This is a genomic window from Zwartia lucis (genome assembly GCF_965234455.1).
In the GTDB taxonomy this organism is placed as follows: domain Bacteria; phylum Pseudomonadota; class Gammaproteobacteria; order Burkholderiales; family Burkholderiaceae_B; genus Zwartia; species Zwartia lucis.
Window position 1 is genome coordinate 447,746 of record NZ_OZ248473.1, and the last position, 24,207, is coordinate 471,952.

The window sequence follows — 24,207 nt, forward strand, 5'->3', positions numbered from 1 at the left end:
GCACGGAGGTCTTGCATGTCATGACCTACAAAAAAGGCCCGAATGATTCGGGCCTTTTTATATTTCAGCTCATTTAAGAGCGAGTTACTTGACAAGCCGCGCCTCGAAACTCGCTTTGATTTTGAGTAGATGCTCAGGCAAACCAAAGGAAAGCTTTTCAAACAGCTCGTCGTGGAGTTTGAACTCCTGTTGCCAGGCGACCACATCAATCGAGGTAATAGTGTTGTATTTTTCCTGAGAAAAATCCATACCTTCCCAGTCAATATCCGCAAACTCTGGGGTAATGCCAAAAGCGTGCTCGTTACCCTGAGCTTGGCCTTCGATACGACCCAACATCCACTTTAGGACGCGCGTGTTTTCACTAAAGCCCGGCCAGACAAACTTACCATTTTCATCGGTGCGGAACCAGTTGACGCAGAAAATCTTGGGCAGCTTGGCGCCTGAGGTTTGCAAGAAATTACCCAAGGACAACCAGTGTTCAAAGTACTCAGCCATGTTGTAGCCGCAGAAAGGCAGCATGGCGAAAGGATCACGACGCACGACACCTTGTTGGCCAACAGCAGCAGCCGTCGTCTCAGAACCCATGGTCGCGGCCATGTACACACCTTCAGCCCAGTCACGTGCCTCTGTGACCAAGGGAACCGTGGTGGAACGACGACCACCAAAGATGAACGCATCGATCACGACACCTTCTGGGTTGTCCCACTCAGGATCCAATACCGGGTTTTGCGTAGCGGAAACTGTGAAGCGGGCATTCGGATGTGCGGCTTTGATGCCTTTTTCCTTGGCCTGCTCTGGTGTCCAGTCGCGACCTTGCCAATCGATCAAGTGGGCGGGAGGAACCTTAGTCATCCCTTCCCACCAGACGTCACCATCATCGGTCAAGGCGACGTTAGTGAAAATCGTATCCCGCTTGAGCGTCGCCATACAGTTGAAATTAGACTGCTCGTTCGTACCAGGCGCGACACCAAAATAGCCTGCCTCTGGGTTGATCGCGCGCAGATTGCCTTTGGCGTCCGGCTTGATCCAAGCAATGTCGTCACCAATCGTGGTGATTTTCCAACCCTGCTGGGCTAAACCAGCGGGTGGGATCAACATCGCAAAGTTAGTTTTCCCACAGGCCGAAGGAAAGGCTGCTGCGACGTGATATTTTTTACCCCAGGGTGCTTGCACGCCCAGGATCAACATGTGCTCGGCCAACCAGCCAGGACTCTTTTCACTGGCTTCGCTGCGGCCCATGGTCGAAGCAATACGCAAAGCGAAACATTTCTTGCCTAACAAAGCGTTGCCGCCATAACCTGAGCCATAGGACCAGATCTCACGCGTCTTTGGGAAATGAACAATGTATTTAGTTGGATTACAGGGCCACAATACGTCAGCTTGACCTGCGGCCAAGGGTGCACCAACCGTGTGCACACAGGGTACGTAATCTCCATCCGTGCCGAGTACGTCATAGACCTTTTTACCCATGCGCGTCATCATGCGCATATTGACAACAACATACGGTGAATCAGAAAGCTCGATACCAATCTGCGCAATCGGTGAACCAAGCGGGCCCATTGAAAATGGTACGACGTAAAGAGTACGTCCAGCCATGGAGCCCTCAAACAATTCGTCCAACTTGGTGCGCATCTCGGCAGGCGCAATCCAATTGTTAGTCGGACCTGCGTCTTCTTTTTTGGCGCTACAAATAAATGTACGATCCTCGACTCGGGCGACATCATCCGGTGCCGAGCGGGCCAAAAATGAATTGGGTCGCTTTGCCTCGTTGAGCTTGATGAGCATGCCGGACTTGACCATTTCCGCGCACAAGCGGTCATACTCCTCCTGAGAGCCGTCACACCAGACAATACTGTCAGGCTTGACCTTGGCGGCGATGGAGGCGACCCATTGTTTAAGGCCTTCGTGACGGACGTAAGCAGGAGCGTTAAGTGGCAGATTCATGTAAATGTTTCTTTTAAAGCACTGAGTTCAAACTTCGCTAACCTGAAATAGTAGCACCGGATCTGCCTGAGAGAAAATCAAATCCCCTCTCATAAACAGGAACTAACACCACGATAGACTGCTTAAATCGGTCGCAAGAAACGTTCAAATAAAAGTTATTTTTAGTTTTCAGGCCTTTTTTAAAGCGTTTTTTGGATATGCATCAAAATTTCAGGTGCACGCTAGCGATTGATCGAGAACGTGTATATTGGAAGTTACAAATCCGAACTAAAAAAAACCAACCTAGCCTAGTAATACTTGGTCATAGGAGACAACTGTGAGCTTAACCTTCGAAAAACTGCATCCAAGCTTTATGGGGCTGGCCAGTCCGATTGATTTGTGCGCTTTGCATGACCAGAAAGTTCTGGAACAAATCAGAAACGCAATGAGTCAGTTTGGGGTTCTCGTTTTTCGAGATCAGCATTTTACGAATGAAGAGCAAATTGAGTTTGCCAGACGCCTGGATGGTGAGCTTCATGCCAAGACGTCGTCATCTGTCCTGTCTAAAAATCGCTTTGGCAACGAGGCGCTCACTGATATTTCCAACGTCGGCGGAGATGGCAACATTTTGGAGGCACAAGACCGGCGACGCATGAATGGTATCAGCAACCGTATCTGGCATACAGATGCGTCCTTTGAAAACCCTTGCGGCCGCTACTCGATGCTATATGCCCGCAATATTCCACCCGTTCGGGCGGATACCGAGTTTGCTGACATGCGTGCAGCCTACGATGCCTTGAGTGACGAACTCAAACAGACCATCGCACCGCTTCACGCCTATCACTCGATTGTCTACTCCAGGCACACGATGGGATTTGATTTTTCACCAGAAGAGCAAGCAAAACTTCCGGGCGCCACACATCCCTTGGTGCGTCAAGTCGAGGGCTCGGATCGCAAAGCGCTGTATCTTGCCTCGCATGCGGCGCGTATCGTGGAATGGGAAATTCCCGAAGGGCGTTTATTACTCAAGGACTTGATCGAGCACGCGACACAACGGGAGTTTTTAATCTCACATCAATGGAAGCTTGGCGACTTGGTGATCTGGGATAACCGAACCACCATGCACAGAGCTCGGCCCTTCGATGACAAAAAATATAAAAGGGAACTGACTCGGGTCACGACCCTTGATTTGCCGCGTCAGGCCCATGCTGCGAGTATCGCAGCGTAGGCCCGGGCCTTAGTACGGCTTAAGTACCAACTTTGAAACTGGACTTCATTTTGCGCAGCATCGCAATGACGCTTTGAGCCACGATTCGACCTGTTTTAGGATTTTCTGAAGGAATATTTTCCATCGTCATCGTGAACTTGGCAGAATCCGAGTCCACCACGATGGTGTGCGTATTGCGCACTACAGCTGGATCGGCCCAGATTTCCAAAAGGGTATTTTCTGGACCCACACCCGCCAGCGCTAACGCGACCACGACGTTCAGGTTCGCTGGAAAGCCTTTAGCGGCGTCACGCGCATTGCCCTCGAACACCTTTTTCGCTTCGGTCAAGCCTTCGATATTGATGTTGTTTTCAATTAAATGCGGCGCGCCTGCCAAGCCCTTGGGGGGTTTGCGTGTCACCATACGGACTGAATGTATCTTGCCCTCAGCGGCGGCGATCATCGCATCGAGGCCAATCAAAGCACCGGTCGGAACGTGAATCACCCCACCCTGCTCTTTGGCCATCGCAATCAGCTCTGGATGAAACAGCAACGCACCGACGGACAAGACGATGACTTGCTTTTGTGCTTTCAGAAAAGGTGTGGCGATTTCTGACAAGAGCGCGGCAGGCGCGCACTCGATCACGAGATCGGCTTCTTTTTCCAACTCAGCAATGTTCAGAACCTTGACGGGGTGCGCAAGCGTGCCGACAAACTCTTTGGCTTTGTCATGATTTTTAGCAGAGACCGCCGTCAACTCTACGCCTGGCACACCGCCTTTAGCTAAGGTCGTCGCAATGGATTTCCCAATCGCGCCTAAACCGGCGATCGCGACCCGTAGATTCTGTTTTTGAACTGCTTGCGTCATGATGATGAACCGAAAAGTGAGATGGATACGAGAGTTGGAAGATTATAGTGAAATCGAACGTTCAACCGTTTGCACGGGTCATATTGATGAGGCCGACTTGGCGTGTGCAGAAACAACCAGTTGGCGACCATAAATCACTTGATCGCGCATGGCATGTTCCCACACTTGTCGAACGCTCTCGATTTGCGCCTTGTCAAAGCGACGCTTGGCATAGCCTTTGGCCACCCAACCCAGCAAATATTCCCAACCATGGCGAGGTTTCTCCTCATCAACCTCGTGGACTTGCATATCCTTGAAACCATTCAAGCCAAGCAAAAGCCAGAGTTGAAACACACCCAGAGACAACCAAGGCATATGCGGCTCAGGCGACTCGTTTTGTTTGAACCACGAATAAGACCGAGGAAAACCCTGAATCAAATGGTTGACTCTAGCACCAGTGTAATTAGGGTTAGGAATAGACAAAATAAACATGCCGTCATCTTTTAAGTGTTTACGAACACTTTGTAAGAAAAGACCTGGATTTTGAAGGTAACCCATGGCTTCGCAGCATACGATCGCATCATATTGTTCCAAGTCACTCGGCAGACCTTGGTTAAAGTCAGCCACCATAAACTGATGATAGCCAGCGGGCGCTCCCTCAAAAAGATCTATCCCATGCAACTCAACATCTGGGCCAAGGGCATAGGGTAACCATCCGTCACCGCAGCAGATATCAAGGACTTTTTTGGGAGCAGCTGCAGTCAAAGCCCTAGCAACAGATGTGCGATACGCTTTTTCGTGCGTCATGAGAGGTTTAGATAACATTTAATTCTCGTCAACTAGAGGTTAAAGCTAGAAAACTCTTAACTCGCCAATGCTTTCATTTCAGCATATAGATCGGCTTTCCCTTCGAAACCAATACCAACAAGCTCAGGCAAGGTGACAATACTATTTTCAACCCGAGCACCATCCGGAAACCCTCCATAGGGTTGAAACAGATCTGGATAGCTTTCATTACCGCCAAGTCCCAAACCGGCGGCAATGGCCAGAGACATTTGATGACCACCATGCGGCACACAACGCGTCGGAGACCAGTCGTATTCAAGCAGCATATCCAGAGTGCGAAGATACTCGACCAAACCATAACTCAGCGCGCAATCAAACTGCAGCCAATCGCGATCGCGTCGCATACCGCCATAACGAATCAAATTACGTGCGTCCTGCATGGAAAAAAGGTTTTCGCCGGTCGCCATCGAATTCTCGTAATGATTGCCGAGCTCGGCCTGCAATTCGTAGTCGAGCGGATCACCTGCCTCTTCGTACCAGAACAAGTTGTATTGTGCGAGTTCTTTGCCATAAGCAATCGCGGTTTTGAGATCAAAGCGGCCGTTGGCGTCTACAGCTAAACGTTGACCAGGGCCTAGCAGCTTGAGCACCGCTTCGATGCGCTTGCAATCTTCGGCCAAGGATGCCCCACCAATTTTTTTCTTGACGACCGAATAGCCGCGATCCAGATAGCTCTGCATTTCGCGTGTCAGACCCTCGAGTCCCTGTCCCGGCCAGTAATAGCCCCCGGCAGCATAGACAAATACTTTTCGATTGGGTTGTCCGTTGCCGTATCGGTCCGCAAGCATCTGATAAAGCGGCACGCCTTCGATCTTGGCCACGGCATCCCAGATTGCCATATCGATGGTTCCGATCGCCACCGAGCGCTCTCCATGACCGCCTGGCTTTTCGTTATTCATCATCGTGGTCCAGATTTTGTGCGGGCACAAAATGCCGCGCTCATCCAGCAAGGTATCGGGTGCAGCCTCGAGCACGCGAGGAATAAAACGCTCACGCATGAGCGCGCCCTGTCCGTAGCGACCGTTTGAGTTGAAGCCATAACCAATCACAGGCTTGCCATCACGGATCACGTCCATCACGACCGCAACTAGACTCAAGGTCATCTTGGAAAAGTCGATGTAGGCGTTTCGGATATTGGATTTGATCGGGCGAGTCGACTCGCGAATTTCAACAATTTTCATTTTAAATAAATAGTTTTAAGATTGAAATGTAACAACCTGACGGTCATACTCATATTTAAAAAATTAACGTGGTATGAATTCTGACAAGCTAATCGTAGCAGACCCACCTCTAGATTGAGCATCAAATGCAAAGTAGAGTTTCCCGTTGGGACCATGCAAAACTGTTGCCATTCCACCGCTAGAGCTTACTTGCCCAGATAGTTCGGCTCTACCAGTATCAACAAACTTTCCATCAGCTCCTTTGATGAGCATGGCGGTGGAATGATTATCGCCAGTCCATTGCCCTTCGCTCATAAAGATATCAGTTCGTCCATCTCTATTAAGATCTATAAATACTGGTGTATACGAAACATTACTGTTGGTTTGATAACCAACAAGAATATCGGAAGTCACATCAACAAATTGACCACCACCATTGTTTTTCAGAAACTGAATTCTGGAGTTAACTGGCCATTGCGAACCGTTCCAGCTCTCCCGAGTAAAGACCAAGACATCCATTAAGCCATCCTCATTAAAGTCAAACGCTTTAGAGCGAACGTTATGTCCAATATCGCCAAGTAGAGGTCCTGGAGGTGTCGCGATTCGAGAAAAACTGTATCCTCCACTGCCGTCAGCGACTAGTCGCATCAATACTGAGTTTTGGACACGATCATTTCCGAAATCTACGATAAATGCGGTAGTGGTCCCATCATTAAGAAAATCTGCCATGGCAACACCGGAGCCTCCAGCATATGAAGTGTAGCTATGCGACGTCAATCCACTGGGTCCGCCCAAATAAACCCTAGACGAATCACCATACCCAACAGCAAAAACATCCATGTAACCATCCTGGTTGATATCACCAGCCGAAACGCCATGTTGCCAACCAACCACGCTTTCAATGGCGGTCTTTTCCAAATATCCACCTTTATTTATTAGCTGATAAGCATTTACATTAAAGGTCATGTCTGCATAGGCGCTCAAGAAGATATCCATGCGGCCATCATTATTGAAATCACCCACCGCTATATCGCCGACACCTTCGACTTGATCTGCATTGTTAGGAAGCCACTGACTGGTTAAGTTAACAAACTGTCCATTGCTCCAACCTAGTATTGAAATCCTAGTATTTTTATAATTTTCAGGTGTATTTGGTTGAGTTTCAAAGCCTGCAACAAGAAGTTCATCCACACCATCGTCATTTAAATCTATGGGATATAAATAATGGACGGCCAGAGAATATCCGGGAGCGGAACTAAAACTATAAGTCGCCGCTAATGCTGGTGTTTCAAATGAACCTGCGCTAGTTTGAATCCAAACCTTCTCGTTTCTGCCGCCCCCTCCTCCGCCACCATCCCCACATGCCACAAGACCAATCATAGAAATCAACAAAAGGAGAGGAAGTGATAATTTATTCATATGAGTAATCCATATCCGGTTCTGATATATGTAAGCCACCAATGAGATCAACCAGGAGTTTGGTCAGTATTCAACGGCGCTAACAGTAGCCATATCCATGCCGCGTATCTGGCAGTGATTAACGTAGAGCGAGCGCATTAAGTTCGTTTTCGTTCATATTTAACGCGGTCTTTATGAGTGCACAAGTAGCCCGAAGCGCTTGACGCAACTCTGACTCTTTAATGATTGCTGGTATGTCACCAGGTGAAAGTATGTTGTTTACTCTGGAGTCAGGCCTATCGAAGCCGGCTACAAGACGGAACGCAGGAATACCGTGTCTAGCGAAGTTTGCGTGATCGGAGTTAGACATAAGAGGCAGCCACGTTGAGATAGGCACCTGAGCCATTTTACTGGCTTGGTCGACATACTGTTTCAGCGCTGGGAAGTCGCTAATAAGCGCTGTCAAGCTATCGTCACCTGCCACAGTATCTAGATTGATATTGAGCTTAATGCGATTACGTTCTAGGGGTGACATTTGATCGAGATATTTGGCTGAACCTGCGAGCGCCCACTCCTCTGCACAGAAAAAGCACACTCTTAAGCTTGGTGTTTGCTCGGATACGTGCGATGCGAGAGCCCGAGTTGCAGCCAAGGCGACTGCAACTCCCGTAGCATTATCTAGAGCGCTTTGCCCGAGATCATGTCCATCCATATGGGCGCTAATCACGACCGTACCTTCCTGTCCACCGCTAATATCTAGAATCCCTACGCCAGCTTTAGCATTTGGTTGTTCCTCACCAAGGATTAACAAATTTATGACTGCCTTGCTTGAGGTAACAGCCTTGCGCAATGTCTGCCCGGACTCGAAGTCCAAATATGCTGCAGGAATACCGCTCTGCTCGTAGCCTCGCCCAGATGATCCTGAAAGCAGTCCGCCGCCTGCCCATGGGCTAGCAATAAGAAATGCCGCCGCCCCTCCGGCAACTGCTAGGTCGTATTTCTTTCTGCGGTGCATATGATTAGGTGAGAAAGGATATTCGTGTTCCACCAGCACTGCGCGACCCCTGATGCTTTCCCCGGCGCTTTTAAAATCTTCGGTACGTCCTTTCCCAAGATCGACTACTTCGAGTTTGATCCCTTCGGGGGGTGTTGAAGCAGAACGCAGCAAAGGGTTGCACTGCAGTTGTATTGCATGATTGATGAGGAGCAGGCTTGACTTGACGCAATGCCACCCTGCATAGGGTACGTCAACACGCTTCGCATTCGTTGCAATTTCTTGAAGACGTCCCAACGCCCAATCCAGTGCCTCACTATCCTGTCCAGACCCCGAACGCCTACCCCCGAAAGAACAAATCTTAATAAAATCATCCATGAGGGCCGCGTCGCCTGCGGCTTCAATTAACAAGCGTTCCATTTGTTCTTCCGGTATTGAGCGTTGCTGAGCCATGACTTGCTTCTTATTAGTTCAAACTGATGTTCGCTTCGCGAACTAGTCTATTCCAACGCGTAAAATCTTCTTCAAGAAAGCGTTGTAAAGTTTGAGAATCAGTTTGCTCAGCAACTTCCACGCCTAAACGAGACATACGCTCTTTAATCACAGGTTCCTTCAGTACTTTACTTAAGGCCGTATTCAATTTATTCCGAATATCCAAAGGTGTCTTTGACGGCACCATTAAACCCCACCAACTTTGTATGGTCATACCCTCAAAGCCACTTTCTTTTAAAGTTGGTACGTTTGGAGTGTCGCGGTGACGAGTGGGTGAGGAGGTCGCGATGGGAATAACTTTGCCGGCTTGGAAGAGTGCTGCTGCGCTGGGCATTGTGCTAAAACTTACGTTGATTTGACCGCCGGCCAAGTCTTGCATAGCCGCTGCTGCTCCTTTGTAGGGCACGTGTACGAGTTTGGTTTTTGTCTCCCGCATGAATAATTCAGCCATCATGTGCGTAAAAGAGCCGTTTCCACCTGATCCGATCGTAATTGTTCCGGGGGATTGTTTAGCAAGCTTCGCGAGTTCTTCTAAATTCTTACCCTTAAAATCGGGATGAATGAATAAGTACATAGGGGACGTGCCTAAAAGAGCAACTGGTGCGAAGTCTTTTTGTGCATCGTATTTAATTCGACCGGCATATAAGCTAGGCACGATCGTGAAGGGGACATCGGCCAAGAGCATTGTGTAGCCATCAGGAGCGCTTTCTGCGACATAAGCAGTACCAATCATGCTGCCTGCTCCGGCACGATTCTCCACGATTATGGACTGGCCAATCTCTTTGCTAAGAAAATCGCCGATCATACGAGCCATAAGATCTGAACTGCCGCCAGTGGAGTAAGGAACGACAATCTTAATTGGTTTGTCAGGGTAGGCTGCGAAAACCGAAGTCGTGCTTATACCGACGGCTACTGAAAATACCGCCATACTTATTAGCTTCTTGAGTTTTTTCATTTTTCTACTTCCTGAGTTCAGTGTTTTAGGTAACCTACAGTCTATGCAGTGCGGATATTGTTAGGAGTGACGATCATATTATGAATGCGGTTGGCTATTTTTGTATACATCTCAATTTTTAGCTATACCAAACCTATCGACTGACAACACAGAAGCAAGTACGACCAGCTGTTTTCAAAGTACTTAAGCCTGCTTGGTGTACTTCATCCTTTAAACTGCCTTTAATCTTCTAGGTCACATTCGAAATACATTTTATTTCAGACCAACTATTTTAAAAAAACAGAGCCATGGCCACTTCCTTGACCAGTAGCACCCCTCTTTTAATCAAAATGCATCCCAACGACAACGTCGCCATTGTAGGCAATGACGGAGGACTTCCTGCGGGTACTGTCGTTTTGGACGGACTGATCCTCAAGGACAAGGTGCCGCAGGCACACAAGGTGGCTTTAGTCGACTTTAAGACGGATGCGCCTGTGACACGCTATGGCGTCACGATCGGCTTTGCCCTCAAAGACATTCCTGCCGGAAGCTGGATTCATGAGCGACTGCTCAGGATGCCTGAGGCGAGAAACTTTGAAAATCTTCCCATCGCGACCGTCAAACCGGATCTAGGCGGTCCTCTCGAAGGCTACACCTTTGAAGGCTTTCGTAACGAGGATGGCTCGGTGGGCACCCGTAACTTGCTCGGAATCACGACGACCGTTCAATGTGTAGCAGGCGTGGTTGACTTTGCAGTGCAGCGCATCAAAAGCGAGCTATTACCCAAATATCCCAATGTCGATGATGTCGTTGGACTCGATCACGCCTATGGCTGCGGTGTGGCGATTGACGCTCCCGAAGCAATCATTCCAATTCGCACTGTGCGTAACATTAGCCTGAATCCAAATTTTGGTGGCGAAGTCATGGTGGTGAGTCTTGGCTGCGAAAAGCTTCAGCCCGATCGCTTGATGCCACCTGGCAGCTTTCCCATCAAAGACGATCGCTCGACCGGTGTCGACACGGTCTGCCTCCAAGATCCTAAGCACATTGGCTTCATGTCGATGATCGATGCCATCATGCAAGAGGCAACCGTGCATCTCAACAGGCTCAATCAGCGTAAACGCGAAACCGTCCCCGCTAGCGAGCTCGTGGTGGGTATGCAGTGTGGCGGCAGTGATGCGCTGAGCGGCGTGACGGCCAACCCCGCACTCGGTAAAGCAGCAGACCTTCTGGTGCGTGCCGGTGCGACGGTCATGTTTAGTGAAAACACAGAAGTACGCGATGGCGTCGACCAACTGACCTCACGCGCGGCCACGCCAGAAGTCGCACGCGACATCGTGGCCGAGCTCGACTGGTACGACCGTTATCTAGCGCGCGGCAACGTTGACCGCAGCGCCAATACGACCCCAGGTAACAAGGCAGGAGGTTTAGCTAATATCGTTGAAAAAGCGATGGGCTCGATTATTAAAAGCGGCTCCGCACCCATTTCAAGCGTGCTTTCACCAGGCAACAAACTCGCTCGAGATCAACGTGGGCTGGTGTACGCCGCAACACCTGCCAGCGATTTTATCTGTGGCACGCTTCAGCTCGCAGCCGGTATGAATCTGCATATTTTTACAACCGGCAGGGGGACGCCTTATGGTTTAGCCCACTGCCCTGTCATCAAGGTCGCGACACGCACGGATCTCGCCCGTCGCTGGCATGATCTGATGGATGTCAATGCAGGACGCGTCGCAGACGGCGAACTCACGCTTGACGAGTTAGGTTGGGAAATTTTTCACTTGATGCTCGACATCGCGAGTGGCCGTAAAACCTGGGCAGAGCATTGGAAGATTCAAAACTCGCTGGTGTTGTTTAACCCAGCGCCGATTACTTGATCCGATTGCTTGATCCGATTACTTGATCCGATTAGGAACCGATCCGATGCGCTCCGAACAGACACCATCATTTTGCGCGATTTTGCTCGCGGCGGGAGAAGGCTCTCGTCTGGGACGCCTCCCTAAAAGTTTGTTCCGACTCGAGCATGAAAGCTTGCTTGTACGGCAACTTTTAGCACTGACTGCTGCGGGCGCCGAGGATATCGTTCTTGTGACAGGGTATTTTCATCAGGCGATCGAAGCTGAAGCACAAGCTGCAATCCACACCTTGAATCATAAGCTGGCACGCATCCATCTGGTCAGAAACCATGAGCCGCAGCGCGACCAACAATCATCCGTTCTTCTGGGTTTGCAAGCAACTCAAGATTTGCAATGCATCGCAGCACCCAATATGCAGGTCCAAGACGAAAAATCTGTCATGATTGCTTTAGCCGATCAACCGCTCATGCAGGCAAACGACTATCGAGCGTGCATCCGCTTCTTTCATGATCGAACGACAGGCCGATCGATGATCTATCCAGTTGTCGCTAAAAGTCGAGGCAATCCCGTTGTTCTGAGCGGTCATACGGTGCGACATGTTTTAGAAAGCGGTCAGAGTTGTAAAGCTTATATCGATGCGCATCCAGAGCAGGTCCAGCACTTTATCACCGATAACGATCACTACATCGTTGATATTGATGCACCATGCGATCTTCAGACCTTTCAACAGCGCACCGGGTTCACTTTGATTGCGCCGCTGGAGTTTTAACCTTGAGACGAGGCGCCAGCCAAACCACGCCGGCCGTCACTATAAACATCAACGCCACAAAAAGCATAATCTCGTTCGTTGCCAGCATCACACTTTGACGTTGCAACTGCTCTTCCATATAAGTGAGCGCCGCCTGTCTGTCCATGCCTTGCGCGAGCAATCGAGACATCATGATGTTGTCCGCATCTAACAACGCAACGTTTTCAGCGTGATGAACGACGGCACGGTGATCCCAAACTGTCGTGACCGAAGAGACGGCAAACGCTGCTGACACCGCTCTAAAGAAACTGACCAGTCCAGCCGCGGAGGCTGTCTCCTCCGGGCTCACACTCCCAAGTGCCAAGCCCGTAGAGGAAATAAAAAACATTGGCATGCCAAATCCCATGATCATGATTGGAAAGGCAATATCCCAGTAGGTCATGTCCGTATTGCTAAACATCCGTAATCCAGTCACCAGTGCTAACCATAAAGCCCCCGCACTAATCAACCGACGACGATCCACCCTATTGGCAAACTTTGTCACCAACGGTGCCATACAAATAGAAAATAATGCAGTCCAAGCGGTGGTGTAACCAGACTGACTAGGGGTGTAGAGCATATTGGTTTGTAGCCATAGCGGGGTCAGAACATTTAACGCAAAAAAGCATGCATAGCCCATACTCATCGTCAAGACCGCCACCGCAAAACCGCGATGCCTGAATACCCTCAGATTGACAATAGGATGCTCATGGGTCAACTCCCAGATCAAAAACACAGCAAAGCCGACAAGAGCCAATAAGGAAAGCATGACTATTTCAGTGGAGGCGAACCAGTCTAAATCCTTGCCCAGATCAAGCATCAGCTGCAAAGAACCGACCCAAATCACTAATAAGCACAGGCCCACCACATCCATAGGAACGCGCTTAAGGCTCAGTTCGTATCGACCCAACAACTTGGCTCCAAAAAAACAGCCCAGCAACACCAATGGTAAATTGATATAAAAGATCCAGGGCCAAGAAAGATTGTCACAAAGTACACCTCCCAAAATGGGGCCAATAATCGGTGCGATCAGTGTTGTCATCGCCCAGATCATGATGGCGAACCCTGCCTTTTCTGGAGGAAATATTCTTAACAGCAAGGTTTGGGACAAGGGCATCAACGGGCCACCTGCAATCCCTTGGAGCGTTCTAGCAAAAACCAGCATTTCCAGTGAGGTGGCTAAACCGCAAAAAGCGGACGTCAAACCGAACAGTCCCATCGCCCAAATAAACGCACGCACTGCGCCAAAGCGCGCGGCAAGCCAGCCCGTCAAAGGGACAATGATCGCCTCGGCCACCGCATAGGAGGAAATGACCCACGTGCCCTGATTGACCGTGACCCCGAGGCTACCCGAAATAGTTGGAATGGAAACATTGGCGATTGTCATGTCTAGAACAGACATAAAATTCGCACTCGCGATCAGAAACGCAGCAAACCAAAGTCTGCCGCCCTTGAGCGGCTCCATACTTTCGAGATTGGACTTGTTCGCAAACATCAACCCACCTAGGGTCGTTCTAAATGGATACGCACCGTCATCGACAGACCCACCCCAAGGGGGTGAGCCTGCAGCTGCTCAGGATCCAACGCGATACGAACGGGTACGCGTTGAACAACTTTAATCCAATTGCCCGTCGCGTTTTGAGCGGGAATGACGGCAAAAGAAGCACCAGACCCTCCCGCGAATCCCGTCACCGTGCCACGATATTGCACTGCATTTCCATACCAGTCGGAGATGACTTCAACAGACTGACCGACACGAACTTTTTTGAGTTGTACCTCTTTGAAATTTGCATTCACATAAATACGTTCAGTTGGTACGATGGCCAACAAGGTTGTCCCCGCCTGCACCCGCTGACCAAGCTGTACCTGTCGCTTAGCCACAACACCTGAGATTGGAGCGCGTATGACCGTACGCTCTAGATTCAGCTGCGCCTGTTCTTTTCGTGCTTGAGCCAACTGAACTTCGGGATGCGCTTGCACGCTCGTATTTGCTGTGAGCGCTTGATTGATACGTCGCGCACCTTGCGCACTCTCAACGTTTGCGCGCGCAAGAGCGACATTCGCATGCGAGGCCAACATATTTGCCTGAGCCGCATGCCAGGCATTTTCAGCACGCGTCAACTCATCGGCGGAAACAGAGCCAGAGTTCGACAGTGCGCGTCGACGTTTGAGATCAATCGCAGCGCGCGCATCATCGGCTTGTGCGGCCTGCAACTCAGCTAAGGCTCGCTGCAAGTCCGCCTCTCTGGCCAACACCTGTGCGGAAAGCGTTTGATCATTGAGAAAATATCCCTCGACCCTACGCACCGTTTTCTCAAGCTCCGCTTGCGCCTCGATCAAAGACAATTTTGCATCAGCAGGATCGATTTCAACCAATACATCGCCTTGCTTCACCGCTTGGGTATCAATCACGTTGACCCCCTTGATCGTACCGTCGACCGCTGCAGCGACTTGAGCGACTTCAGTGGCGGTGTAGGCATTGTCTGTCGACACGACACGCGAACCAAGCAACCACCAATACGCGACAAAGAGTACAAAAAGAAAGATCACAACGAACAATAAGCGCTGCAGCCAGCGTTTCCTTTGCTGACTGGCGTTTACTTTTGAATTTTCAGACGAAGGCATAGTTGGACCGGATTGCATCATCACTTGGACAAACGAAGGGGTTCGATTTGATTGGAATGGTAACCGCCACCTAACGCGCGTGCGAGGGCGACATCCAACAGGAAGTTTCTAGCGCGCAACTCTGTGACGACGCGCAGGCTCGTCAACATGATGTCCTCTGATACCAAGACCTCGAGGTAGCTGGAGAGCCCGCCTCGATATCTTCCCGAGGCAAGCTGGTTTGCCTGCAAAGCCGCTGTCAACCCGCGCTCAGCTTGCATGAGCTGCCCTGTGAGGGCTCGATAGCTGGTCACAACATCTGCAACATTTTGCAATGCATGGATCAGAGTGTTGTTGTAGACGGCCACAGCCTCATCAAACTCGGCGCGCGCACCAAGGAGCTCTCCCTGTAGACGCCCGCCCGTAAAAATCGGCAAAGAGATCGCCGGACCTACCCTGCCATACGTCGAACCGCTTTGTCCAAGAACATTCAATCCTAATGACTGCAAACCAATGATCGCAGCTAAATTCACATTGGGATAAAAATCAGCCTCACTTCTTTTGACCAGATTAGACTGCGCCTGCGCTTGCAGACGCGCAGCCACCACATCCGGCCGTCTTCCTATTAAATCTGCCGCCAGCTCTGCGGGCAAACTTAAGCTTTTTTGCAACACAGCACCTGGACGACGAATCTGCAAACCTCGATCAGGTCCTGCACCTAGCAAACTGGCCAATCGATTTTTCTGAAGCGCTATTTGCTCCGCTATAAAAAGGTCTTCGGTCTGAGCTTGTGCTTCTTTGGCTTGCGCTTCCAACACACTTGCCTTGGTCTCAAGTCCGTGTAATTGCCGTTCGGCAAACAAGGACTGTGTTCGGGCACGGACTTTAACAGCACGTTCGGCCGTATCTTTGAGCGCATACAAACGCGCCAGCTCTGCGTAGCTTGAGGCCAGCGAGGTCGTCAAAACAAGCTCTGCCTGTGCCAATTCGGCGCGACGCGCCTCGATTTCAGAGGTTGCCGCCGCTAGACTAGCCCGATACTTTCCCCAAAAATCGATCTCCCAACGCATATCCAAGGCGACCTGACCCACATCATTCCAACCACGCACAACACTCTGGGGCGCTGTCAAATAGTTATAACTCAACCGCTGCACGCCTGCCGCAGCCTCGAGACCCACTTGCGGTAATAAAGGCGCTCCGGCGACTTGACCAACCGCTTGCGCTCGTCGAACCCTAGCTTGCGCCACCTTGAGGCTCGGTGAATCTCGCAACGCTTCGGTCATTAACTGGTCAAGTTGGGAATCGTCGTATTTTGCCCACCACCGATCAGAGGGCCAGCTCCCGCTCGTCGCTGAAAACGCCTCTTTAGAGGCAAGCGTCTGAACGCCCACCTCAGGCTCGGGCGGATCAACATTGGGGAAAGGGGCACAGCCTGCAATCAGCAGGCTCAACAAAAAACCCAGGTAACAACCTAGGGACGTATGCAACCGAGTCATCTCCTACCCAGATTTATTCATGTTATTAGCATTAGATATTACGCTGTTTACCCCACCCCTAAGGCGCCTTATGGTATTTTTCTCAAAACGTCTAAATGGAATTTTCATGCTTAAGCTCAACTTTCACCCTACTGGTCGTCATTTTTTACAAATTCCAGGCCCCAGCCCTGTGCCGGATCGGATTTTGCGTGCGATCAGTCTACCCACCATCGATCATCGCGGACCAGAGTTTGGCGCGCTGGGTCGCAAGGTGCTGGAGGGGATGAAAACTATTTTTAAGACAGAGCATCCGGTCGTGATTTACCCCGCCTCGGGAACAGGCGCTTGGGAGGCTGCACTTGTGAATACGTTGAGCGCAGGCGATCACGTTTTGATGTTTGAGACCGGTCAATTTGCCTCGCTTTGGAACAAACTCGCGACCCGTATCGGCCTCAAGACTGAAATACTGTCTTGGCAAGGCCAAGACGAACACCTACCCAATGCGCCTGGCTGGCGTCGTGGTGTTCAAGCCGATATGATTCACGCCCGACTGCTTGAGGACAAATCGCACAGCATCAAGGCCGTCTGTGTCGTGCACAACGAAACATCGACGGGTGTGACTTCGGATATTGCTGCAGTGCGCAAAGCGATTGACGAGGCTAAGCACCCTGCTCTATTAATTGTTGACACGATCTCTGGCTTGGCGAGTGCGGATTTCAGGCACGATCAATGGGGGATCGATGTCTCGGTCAGTGGTTCCCAAAAGGGCTTGATGCTGCCCCCTGGCATCAGCTTCAACGCCTTGTCGCCGCGCGCGATCGAAGCCTCCAAAACAGCGAATTTGCCACGCTCCTTCTGGGCTTGGGACGAAATCGTCGAAATGAACAAGGATGGCTACTGGCCCTACACGTCGAGTACCAACTTACTGTATGGTCTATCCGAAGCGATCGACATGCTGGCCGAGGAAGGCATGGAAAATGTATTCGCGCGTCATCAGCGTTGGGCAGCAGGTGTTCGCGCAGCGGTCAACGCTTGGGGCTTGCCCATTCAGTGCGCAGACCCAAGTGTGTACTCCCCAATTTTGACGGGTGTCATCACACCCGTCGGTATCGATGCCGATGCGATCCGCAAACTGGTGCAGCAGCGCTTTGACCTTTCCCTCGGAACCGGGCTTGGCAAACTTAAGGGCCGCATGTTCCGCATTGGGCACTTGGGTGATAGCAATGATCTGACCTTGCTTGCTACGCTCGCTGGCATCGAAATGGGTCTCAAACTTTCCGGTGTCAAACTCGCGGGTAGCGGTGTGGCGGCGGGCATGGATTATTTCGCAAACGCATCATGAATGCCGTTGTCTCCCCAGCGATCCCAAAACCCATTCTTTTCGCACCGACCAAGTCAGGTACACACTCCCCCCTGGCACAGCTTTTAGCTAAAGAGTTGCGAGGAGATGTATTGTTCGATGGCGCAAGCCGAGGACGTTATTCAACCGACGCCTCGATCTATCAAATCAGACCGATTGGTGTTGTAGTGCCGCGGGATCAAGCGGATGTTCTGCGTGCACTCGATATCGCGCGAGATCAAAAAGTCGCGGTATTGTCGCGAGGCGCGGGGACGAGCCAGTGCGGTCAGACTGTGGGTGAGGCGCTGATTATCGATAACAGTCGCTGGTTGTGCAATGTTATAGATTTTGATGCACAAGCACGCACTGTCACCGTTGAACCCGGTATTGTGTTGGATCATCTCAATGCCTGGCTCAAGCCTTATGGCTTGTGGTTTCCTGTCGATGTCTCCACCAGTGCGCAGTGCACGATTGGTGGGATGACAGGGAATAACTCCTGTGGTTCGCGCTCGATCGAATATGGCAACATGGTGCACAATGTACTTGGCATTGATGCCGTACTCGCGGATGGAACACAGGCGCATTTTGGCTCACTCAAAGCACCCGTTCAAGGTGCGAGGCTTGAGGGGATTTTAGAGACACTCAAAACGATTGCGACGCGTGAACGCGTTGAGCTCGCCGAACGCATTCCAAAAGTGTTGCGACGTGTCGCGGGCTACAACATCGACTTATTCGACTGCCAAAATCCGCGCGTCTATACGGACGACGGCTACGCCAACCTTTCCCACTTACTGGTGGGCTCAGAAGGCACCCTTGCCTACAGCCGACAAATCATACTTAAGCTGTCTCCGCTGCCCGAGCACAAAACACTGGGTGTCGTGAATTTTCAAAGCTTTTATAAAGCAATGGAAACCGCTCAGCATATTGTCAAACTCAAACCAACGGCTGTCGAACTCGTCGATCGGACGATGATTCATTTGGCGATGGAAAACCCATCCTTCAGACCCGTCATCGAAAAGGCCTTGGTCGGTTCGCCTGCCGCAATTTTATTGGTTGAATTCGCAGGTCAAGACCAAGCTGAGTTAATTAAAAAACTAGATGAGCTCAATACGCTCATGAGCGATCTGGGATTGCCTGACTGTGTGGTCAAAATGCCTGAACCCAAAGCACAAAAGGCGCTTTGGGATGTTCGCAAGGCCGGCCTGAACATCATGATGAGCATGAAAGGCGATGGCAAACCGGTTTCTTTTGTCGAGGACTGCGCCGTCCCACTCGAACACTTAGCGGACTACACAAGCCGACTGACCGAGGTCTTTAATCGCTACGGCACCGAGGGGACGTGGTATGCCCATGCGAGCGTAGGCACCCTCCACGTGCGTCCTATTTTAGATATGCGTCGAGAAGGTGCTTCGCAAATGCGCGCGATTGCCGAGGAAACGGCTGCGCTGGTGCGTGAATACAAAGGCGCGCTGTCGGGTGAGCACGGTGATGGTCTTTGCCGTGGTGAATGGGTATCGTGGCAATACGGCCCTCGCATTCATCAAGCCTTTGCTGAAATCAAAACATTGTTCGACCCCGACAACAGGTTCAGCCCTAACAAGATGATTCATCCTCCCAAAATGGATGATCGCAGCAACTTCCGTTTTGCACCGGGCTATACCGTCGCCTCAACGCCAACAGCACTGGACTGGTCCGCCTGGAACGTCTTGCGCGATCCGATGACGGGCGTGGAAACTGCGCCTGGCACAGGTGTCGATGCCAGCGGCGGCTTGGCCTCTGCCATCGAGATGTGCAATAACAACGGACATTGCCGCAAGTTTGATGCCGGCACGATGTGTCCGAGCTATCGCATTACCAAGGACGAGCAACACCTGACGCGTGGACGTGCGAATACGCTGCGCTTGGCGCTTTCTGGTCAACTCGGTACTGAGGGTCTCGCGAGTCCAGAGGTCAAAGAAACGCTGGATCTGTGTGTATCTTGCAAGGGCTGTAAACGAGACTGTCCGACGGGCGTCGATATGGCCAAGATGAAAATCGAGGCCCGTGCAGCTTGGGCCAAATGTCATGGTACGACGCTGCGCGAAAAGCTGATCGCTTACATGCCACGTTACGCCGGTGTTGCGAGTCGTGTCGGTGGCCTGTTGAGTATGCTGGAGCACACACCTGTTTTGGGTGCTGCGACCAAGCGCGCCCTCGGGTTGGCCACTGAGCGTTCTCTGCCACGCTTTAAAACAAGTTTTCTGGGTCGTCAGACAGAGCAAAAGCCCTTGGTTTCGACTTCCGGACGTGAGGTTTTACTCTTTGTCGATACGTTCAATAACTATATCGATACGCAAAACGCTCTAGCCGCTCAGCAGGTATTACAAGCGGCGGGATATACTGTTCATCTGAATCAACGCGCTGGCGAGCGTCCCCTGTGTTGTGGTCGTACGTTCTTGTCTGCGGGTATGGTCGATCAAGCCAAAGCTGAAGCAAGGCGTACCCTCGATGCCTTAGTCCCCTTTGTCAAACGCGGTGTGGCGATCGTGGGACTTGAACCCTCTTGCCTGCTCACGCTTCGTGACGAGTTTTTAGACTACGGTTACGGTGAAGAAGCCAAGCTGCTTGCGCGACATGCCTTTTTATTTGAGGAATTTTTAGTCCAGGAACAAAAAGCTGGGCGATTGACTCTTGAGCTTAAAGCCCTTGAGACCAAAACCGCAATGCTTCATGGACATTGTCACCAAAAAGCGTTTGATGCCTTGACACCGGTCCAGACTGTATTGAGTTGGATTCCCGGACTCAACGTCTCGACGATTGAATCTTCATGTTGCGGTATGGCTGGAAGCTTTGGCTACGAAGCAGAGCACCATGCCGCCTCCATGGCGATGGCTGAAATGTCCTTGCTGCCGGCGATCCGCAACCGCACAGAAGGCACGGTCGTGGTCGCGGACGGCACAAGCTGTCGCCATCAAATTCAAGACGGCGCTGACACTAAAGCGACGCATACCGCTGTACTTCTCGCGCAAGCCCTGAAATAACATCCATTTTTTATAGAGCATAGATTTCATCATGATCAATACCGTTAAAGAAGCAATCGAGCAACGCATCTCTGCCAATATGTTCGATCCGACCAAAAGTCTGACGACCGCGCAGGTCGAAGAGCTGATCCGCTTAGCCACGTGCGCTCCGACCGCATTCAATTTTCAAAATTGGACATTCATCGCAGTTCAATCCAAACAAGCCAAAGAGCGTCTCAAAGCCGTTGCCTATGGCCAGCAAAAAATCGTCGACGCAGCAGTGATTTTTATCGTTTGCGGAAAGCTTGAAGCGCACAAAGGTTTAGCGCATGCACTCAAGCCTTCGATCGCGTCGGGATTACTCGAACAATCCATGGCGGATGCCTGGGTACAAATGGCGCACGACGGGCACGAGAACAACCCTATCAGACAGCGTGATGAAGCGATCCGCTCCGCCTCGATGGGAGCGATGACTCTGATGCTCGCAGCGCAGGGAATGGGTTTAGTCAGCGGCCCCATGATCGGCTTTGATCCAGCCGGTGTCTCCAAAGAATTCAAGCTCACAGCCAACGACATCCCTGCGATGCTGGTGGCAGTGGGTGTCGCTGCACCCGGAAATTGGCCACAAAAGCCTCGCCTGCCTGTCCGCGAAGTACTGACTATCGTTTAAAAGAACATTCACAGATCGTCGCAACCAAGGTTTCTCATGTCCCTGCACCCCATGCAAGACTATGCCGAGACAGCACGAAACTTTGTTTTGGCGATCCCTGAAACTTTTAATTTTGGACACGACGTCGTGGATGCGCAAGCCGCACGCCGTGACAAACCTGCGTTGATTTGGTGCAATGCGCAGGGGCATGAACGGCGCTTTAACTTTTCAGATATTCGTCGCATCTCAAATCAATACGCAAACTTACTGACTCGTCATGGCTTAAAAAAAGGCGATCGCGTCATTGTGATGTTGCCCCGCATCCCTGAATGGCAACTCGCCATCGTTGCATGCATGAAAATTGGCGCTATTCCGATTCCCTGTATTGAAATGCTCACGTCAAAAGACGTCGAGTTTCGCGTCAAGGACTCAGGTGCTATCGCAGCCATCACCACGGCGACGAATATAGAAAAATTTTCTGGATGCGATGCGCTCACGATACGTTTGAGTGTCGAAGAAACAAACGCAGCCCATTGGATGCCTCTGAGTCTCAGCGAACAAGAATCCTCTGACTTTACCTGCGCGGCCCTCACGTCCGAGGAGCCTGCCCTTCTCTATTACACGTCTGGCTCTTCAGGCCACCCCAAAGGCGTTTTACATGCCACGCGTGGCATTTACACTTGGCGCTTATCCGCGGCGTGGTGGCAGACACTTGTCGAGGACGATATCAAATGGTGCACAGCGGATACAGGCTGGGCAAAAGCGGGGACGGGTATTTTGTTTGGTCCCTGGAGTCGTGGGAGTTGCGTCTTTTTTTACGATGGTAAATTTGATGCCCGTGAGCGTTTACAGCTTCTTGCGCGGTATAAAGTCTCCGTTTTTTGCGCTCCCGCGACCGAGTTCAGGCACCTCGTCAACGAAAATCTCGCTGAGGTTGATCTCAGCGTATTGCGCTTGAGTGTTTCCGCAGGTGAGACCGTCAATCCTGAAATTGTGCACCAGTGGAAAGCGCATTCTGGATCCGAGTTGCTAGACGGCTATGGACAAACCGAAACACTGATGACGGTGCTTAATTACCCCTGCCTGCCAGTCAAGCCTGGCTCGATGGGTCAACCTATTCCTGGCACGCATTTTGAAATATTAAGTGATGACAATGTGATACTTGGACCTAATCAAGTCGGTCAATTATCCATGCGCCTACCCAATCCCCAGTTCATGTTGGGCTACTGGAATAATCCGGCCCGTACACGTGAGAGCATCCGAACCATCGACGGCATTGACTACTGGCTGACAGGGGATCTTTCATCTCGCGATGCACAAGGCTACCTTTTTTATGCGGGACGCAGCGACGACATGATCAGCTCAGCAGGCTATCGCATCGGACCGACCGAAGTTGAAAATGCGTTGATCGAACATCCTGCCGTCACCGAAAGTGCCGTTGTAGCCAGCCCGGATGCTGAGCGCGGAGAAGTCGTGAAAGCGTTCGTCGTACTTCATCCTGACTACATACCTAGTGAGGCCCTCATCAAAACATTACAACAACACGTGCAGCGACACACAGCGCCATATAAATATCCGCGACGTATTGAGTTTGTCGCGAGTCTTCCAAAAAATCCCTCTGGGAAAATTATGCGTCGCGTCTTGCGCGATCAGGAATTTAATCGCAGTCATGGAAACCCCATATGAAAACGTACCGTCTAGAAAAAACAGGTAGCTTGGATCATCTCTCTCTCAATCACGAACCCGACCCCACCCCAGGTTCACGAGAAGTCGTCATTCGAGTCAAAGCAAACGCACTGAACTACCGTGATTTGATGGTGATGCGTGGCTCGTATCGAGTTCCGCCACGTCCTCGAGTGATTCCCTTGTCTGACGGAGCTGGCGAAATTGTCGCCGTTGGCGCAGACGTGAAACGATTTAAGGTCGGCGATAGAGTCGCGGGGGCATTTTTTCAAGGTTGGATGGGTGGGCATCTCGCAGCGGAGCATCTCTCCACCGACTTGGGCGGCAGTATCGATGGCATGCTGAGCGAGTACGTCGTCCTCAATGAACAAGGTGTCGTCAAAATTCCCTCACACTTATCTTTTGAGGAAGCAGCCACCCTACCCTGCGCCGCGGTCACGGCCTGGTGCTGCCTAACGGATCTGCGTCAACTCATGCCGGGCGATACCGTGCTCACACTCGGGTCGGGCGGAGTTTCAGTTTTTGGCATTCAATTAGCGCGATTATTTGGCGCACGTGTGATCGCCACCACCTCAAGCGACTCAAAAGCCGAAAAGCTCCGCGCCTTAGGTGCACACGAAATCATCAACTATGCGACCCATCCCGATTGGGACAAGGAGGTCATGCGTTTAACGGGAAGACGTGGCGCGGATTTTGTCATCGAGGTCGGTGGCCCTGGTACCTTGGCTTGTTCACTCAAGTCTGCAGCAATCGGAGGTCATGTGGTACAGGTTGGCAATTTAGGCGGTGTTGGGCAACAACTCGATCCCACCCTCTTTCGAGGACGGTCGATTACAACCCGTTCAATCACGGTAGGGAGCCGACAAAGCTTTGAATCCATGCTTCGCGCTATCGAGGTCAATCAAATGCGCCCAGTCATCGACAAAGTATTCGCTTTTGAAGATGCAAAACTCGCTTACCAGCATCTTCAAGAACAAAAACATTTTGGCAAGGTGGTGATCAGTCACCCTTAGT

At 51.1% G+C, this 24,207-nt stretch carries 18 protein-coding genes; 8 read left to right on the top strand and 10 right to left on the bottom strand.

The annotated features are described in order from the left end of the window. Positions 1-84 precede the first annotated feature (84 nt). Positions 85-1,944 carry a phosphoenolpyruvate carboxykinase (GTP) gene (locus AC8GE9_RS08560; protein ID WP_506676732.1) on the bottom strand — a complete coding sequence of 620 codons (1,860 nt, stop codon included), beginning with the start codon at positions 1,942-1,944 and terminating at the stop codon, positions 85-87. Positions 1,945-2,260: 316 nt separating this feature from the next. On the opposite strand from AC8GE9_RS08560, the gene AC8GE9_RS08565 reads away from it, so the two are divergent. Further along, positions 2,261-3,151, top strand: a complete 891-nt coding sequence (locus AC8GE9_RS08565; protein WP_506676733.1) for a TauD/TfdA dioxygenase family protein — start codon at positions 2,261-2,263, stop codon at positions 3,149-3,151. A 19-nt stretch (positions 3,152-3,170) separates the two neighbouring features. Here the strand turns inward: AC8GE9_RS08565 and AC8GE9_RS08570 are convergent, their stop codons facing one another. The 6 genes from AC8GE9_RS08570 to AC8GE9_RS08595 all read right to left on the bottom strand — a co-directional run bounded on the left by AC8GE9_RS08570 (position 3,171) and on the right by AC8GE9_RS08595 (position 9,822). Next, complete coding sequence (locus tag AC8GE9_RS08570; RefSeq protein WP_506676734.1) at positions 3,171-3,998, bottom strand: aspartate dehydrogenase; 828 nt, start codon at positions 3,996-3,998, stop codon at positions 3,171-3,173. A gap of 78 nt (positions 3,999-4,076) precedes the next feature. Beyond that, positions 4,077-4,802, bottom strand: a complete 726-nt coding sequence (locus AC8GE9_RS08575) for a class I SAM-dependent methyltransferase (protein ID WP_506676735.1) — start codon at positions 4,800-4,802, stop codon at positions 4,077-4,079. Positions 4,803-4,840: 38 nt separating this feature from the next. Next, positions 4,841-6,004 (bottom strand): mandelate racemase/muconate lactonizing enzyme family protein, encoded by a 1,164-nt coding sequence (locus AC8GE9_RS08580; protein ID WP_506676736.1) that lies wholly within the window; start codon positions 6,002-6,004, stop codon positions 4,841-4,843. A gap of 63 nt (positions 6,005-6,067) precedes the next feature. After that, the gene (locus tag AC8GE9_RS08585; RefSeq protein ID WP_506676737.1) at positions 6,068-7,402 is read right to left on the bottom strand and encodes an FG-GAP repeat domain-containing protein; all 1,335 of its coding nucleotides are present in this window, start codon (positions 7,400-7,402) and stop codon (positions 6,068-6,070) included. 118 nt (positions 7,403-7,520) lie between these two features. Next, a complete protein-coding gene (locus tag AC8GE9_RS08590) occupies positions 7,521-8,828 on the bottom strand; it encodes a M28 family peptidase (protein WP_506676738.1) in 1,308 nt (435 codons plus the stop codon). A gap of 13 nt (positions 8,829-8,841) precedes the next feature. Continuing rightward, positions 8,842-9,822, bottom strand: coding sequence for a Bug family tripartite tricarboxylate transporter substrate binding protein (locus AC8GE9_RS08595; RefSeq protein ID WP_506676739.1), 981 nt, complete (start codon positions 9,820-9,822; stop codon positions 8,842-8,844). Between the two features lie 287 nt (positions 9,823-10,109). Here AC8GE9_RS08595 and garD point away from each other — a divergent pair, with 287 nt between their 5' ends. Together garD and AC8GE9_RS08605 are read left to right on the top strand one after the other, a co-directional pair. Further along, positions 10,110-11,678, top strand: coding sequence for a galactarate dehydratase (gene garD, locus AC8GE9_RS08600; protein ID WP_506676740.1), 1,569 nt, complete (start codon positions 10,110-10,112; stop codon positions 11,676-11,678). 46 nt (positions 11,679-11,724) lie between these two features. Next, entirely contained in the window at positions 11,725-12,426 is a 702-nt protein-coding gene (locus tag AC8GE9_RS08605) for a nucleotidyltransferase family protein (protein WP_506676741.1), read from the top strand. Here the strand turns inward: AC8GE9_RS08605 and AC8GE9_RS08610 are convergent. Genes AC8GE9_RS08610 through AC8GE9_RS08620 form a run of 3 tightly spaced genes read right to left on the bottom strand, consistent with a single transcriptional unit; the run spans position 12,398 to position 16,535 of the window. Continuing rightward, positions 12,398-13,939, bottom strand: coding sequence for a DHA2 family efflux MFS transporter permease subunit (locus AC8GE9_RS08610; protein ID WP_506676742.1), 1,542 nt, complete (start codon positions 13,937-13,939; stop codon positions 12,398-12,400). The genes AC8GE9_RS08605 and AC8GE9_RS08610 overlap by 29 nt on opposite strands. Before the next feature lie 8 nt (positions 13,940-13,947). Next, on the bottom strand, positions 13,948-15,069 hold the full coding sequence (locus AC8GE9_RS08615; RefSeq protein ID WP_506676743.1) for an HlyD family secretion protein: 1,122 nt from the start codon (positions 15,067-15,069) through the stop codon (positions 13,948-13,950). A 20-nt stretch (positions 15,070-15,089) separates the two neighbouring features. Next, positions 15,090-16,535: an efflux transporter outer membrane subunit gene (locus AC8GE9_RS08620; protein WP_506676744.1), complete on the bottom strand. Its 1,446-nt coding sequence runs from the start codon at positions 16,533-16,535 to the stop codon at positions 15,090-15,092. Between the two features lie 115 nt (positions 16,536-16,650). On the opposite strand from AC8GE9_RS08620, the gene AC8GE9_RS08625 reads away from it, so the two are divergent. Genes AC8GE9_RS08625 through AC8GE9_RS08645 form a run of 5 tightly spaced genes read left to right on the top strand, consistent with a single transcriptional unit; the run spans position 16,651 to position 24,206 of the window. Beyond that, positions 16,651-17,865 (top strand): pyridoxal-phosphate-dependent aminotransferase family protein, encoded by a 1,215-nt coding sequence (locus tag AC8GE9_RS08625; protein WP_506676745.1) that lies wholly within the window; start codon positions 16,651-16,653, stop codon positions 17,863-17,865. Next, positions 17,862-20,882, top strand: coding sequence for an FAD-binding and (Fe-S)-binding domain-containing protein (locus AC8GE9_RS08630; protein ID WP_506676746.1), 3,021 nt, complete (start codon positions 17,862-17,864; stop codon positions 20,880-20,882). The genes AC8GE9_RS08625 and AC8GE9_RS08630 overlap by 4 nt, the downstream gene beginning before the upstream one ends. Before the next feature lie 31 nt (positions 20,883-20,913). After that, positions 20,914-21,531, top strand: a complete 618-nt coding sequence (locus AC8GE9_RS08635) for a nitroreductase family protein (protein WP_506676747.1) — start codon at positions 20,914-20,916, stop codon at positions 21,529-21,531. A gap of 36 nt (positions 21,532-21,567) precedes the next feature. Then, a complete protein-coding gene (locus AC8GE9_RS08640; protein ID WP_506676748.1) occupies positions 21,568-23,196 on the top strand; it encodes an acetate--CoA ligase in 1,629 nt (542 codons plus the stop codon). Next, entirely contained in the window at positions 23,193-24,206 is a 1,014-nt protein-coding gene (locus AC8GE9_RS08645; protein WP_506676749.1) for a zinc-dependent alcohol dehydrogenase family protein, read from the top strand. Before AC8GE9_RS08640 ends, AC8GE9_RS08645 begins: the two co-directional genes overlap by 4 nt. The last annotated feature ends 1 nt before the right edge of the window (position 24,207 follow it).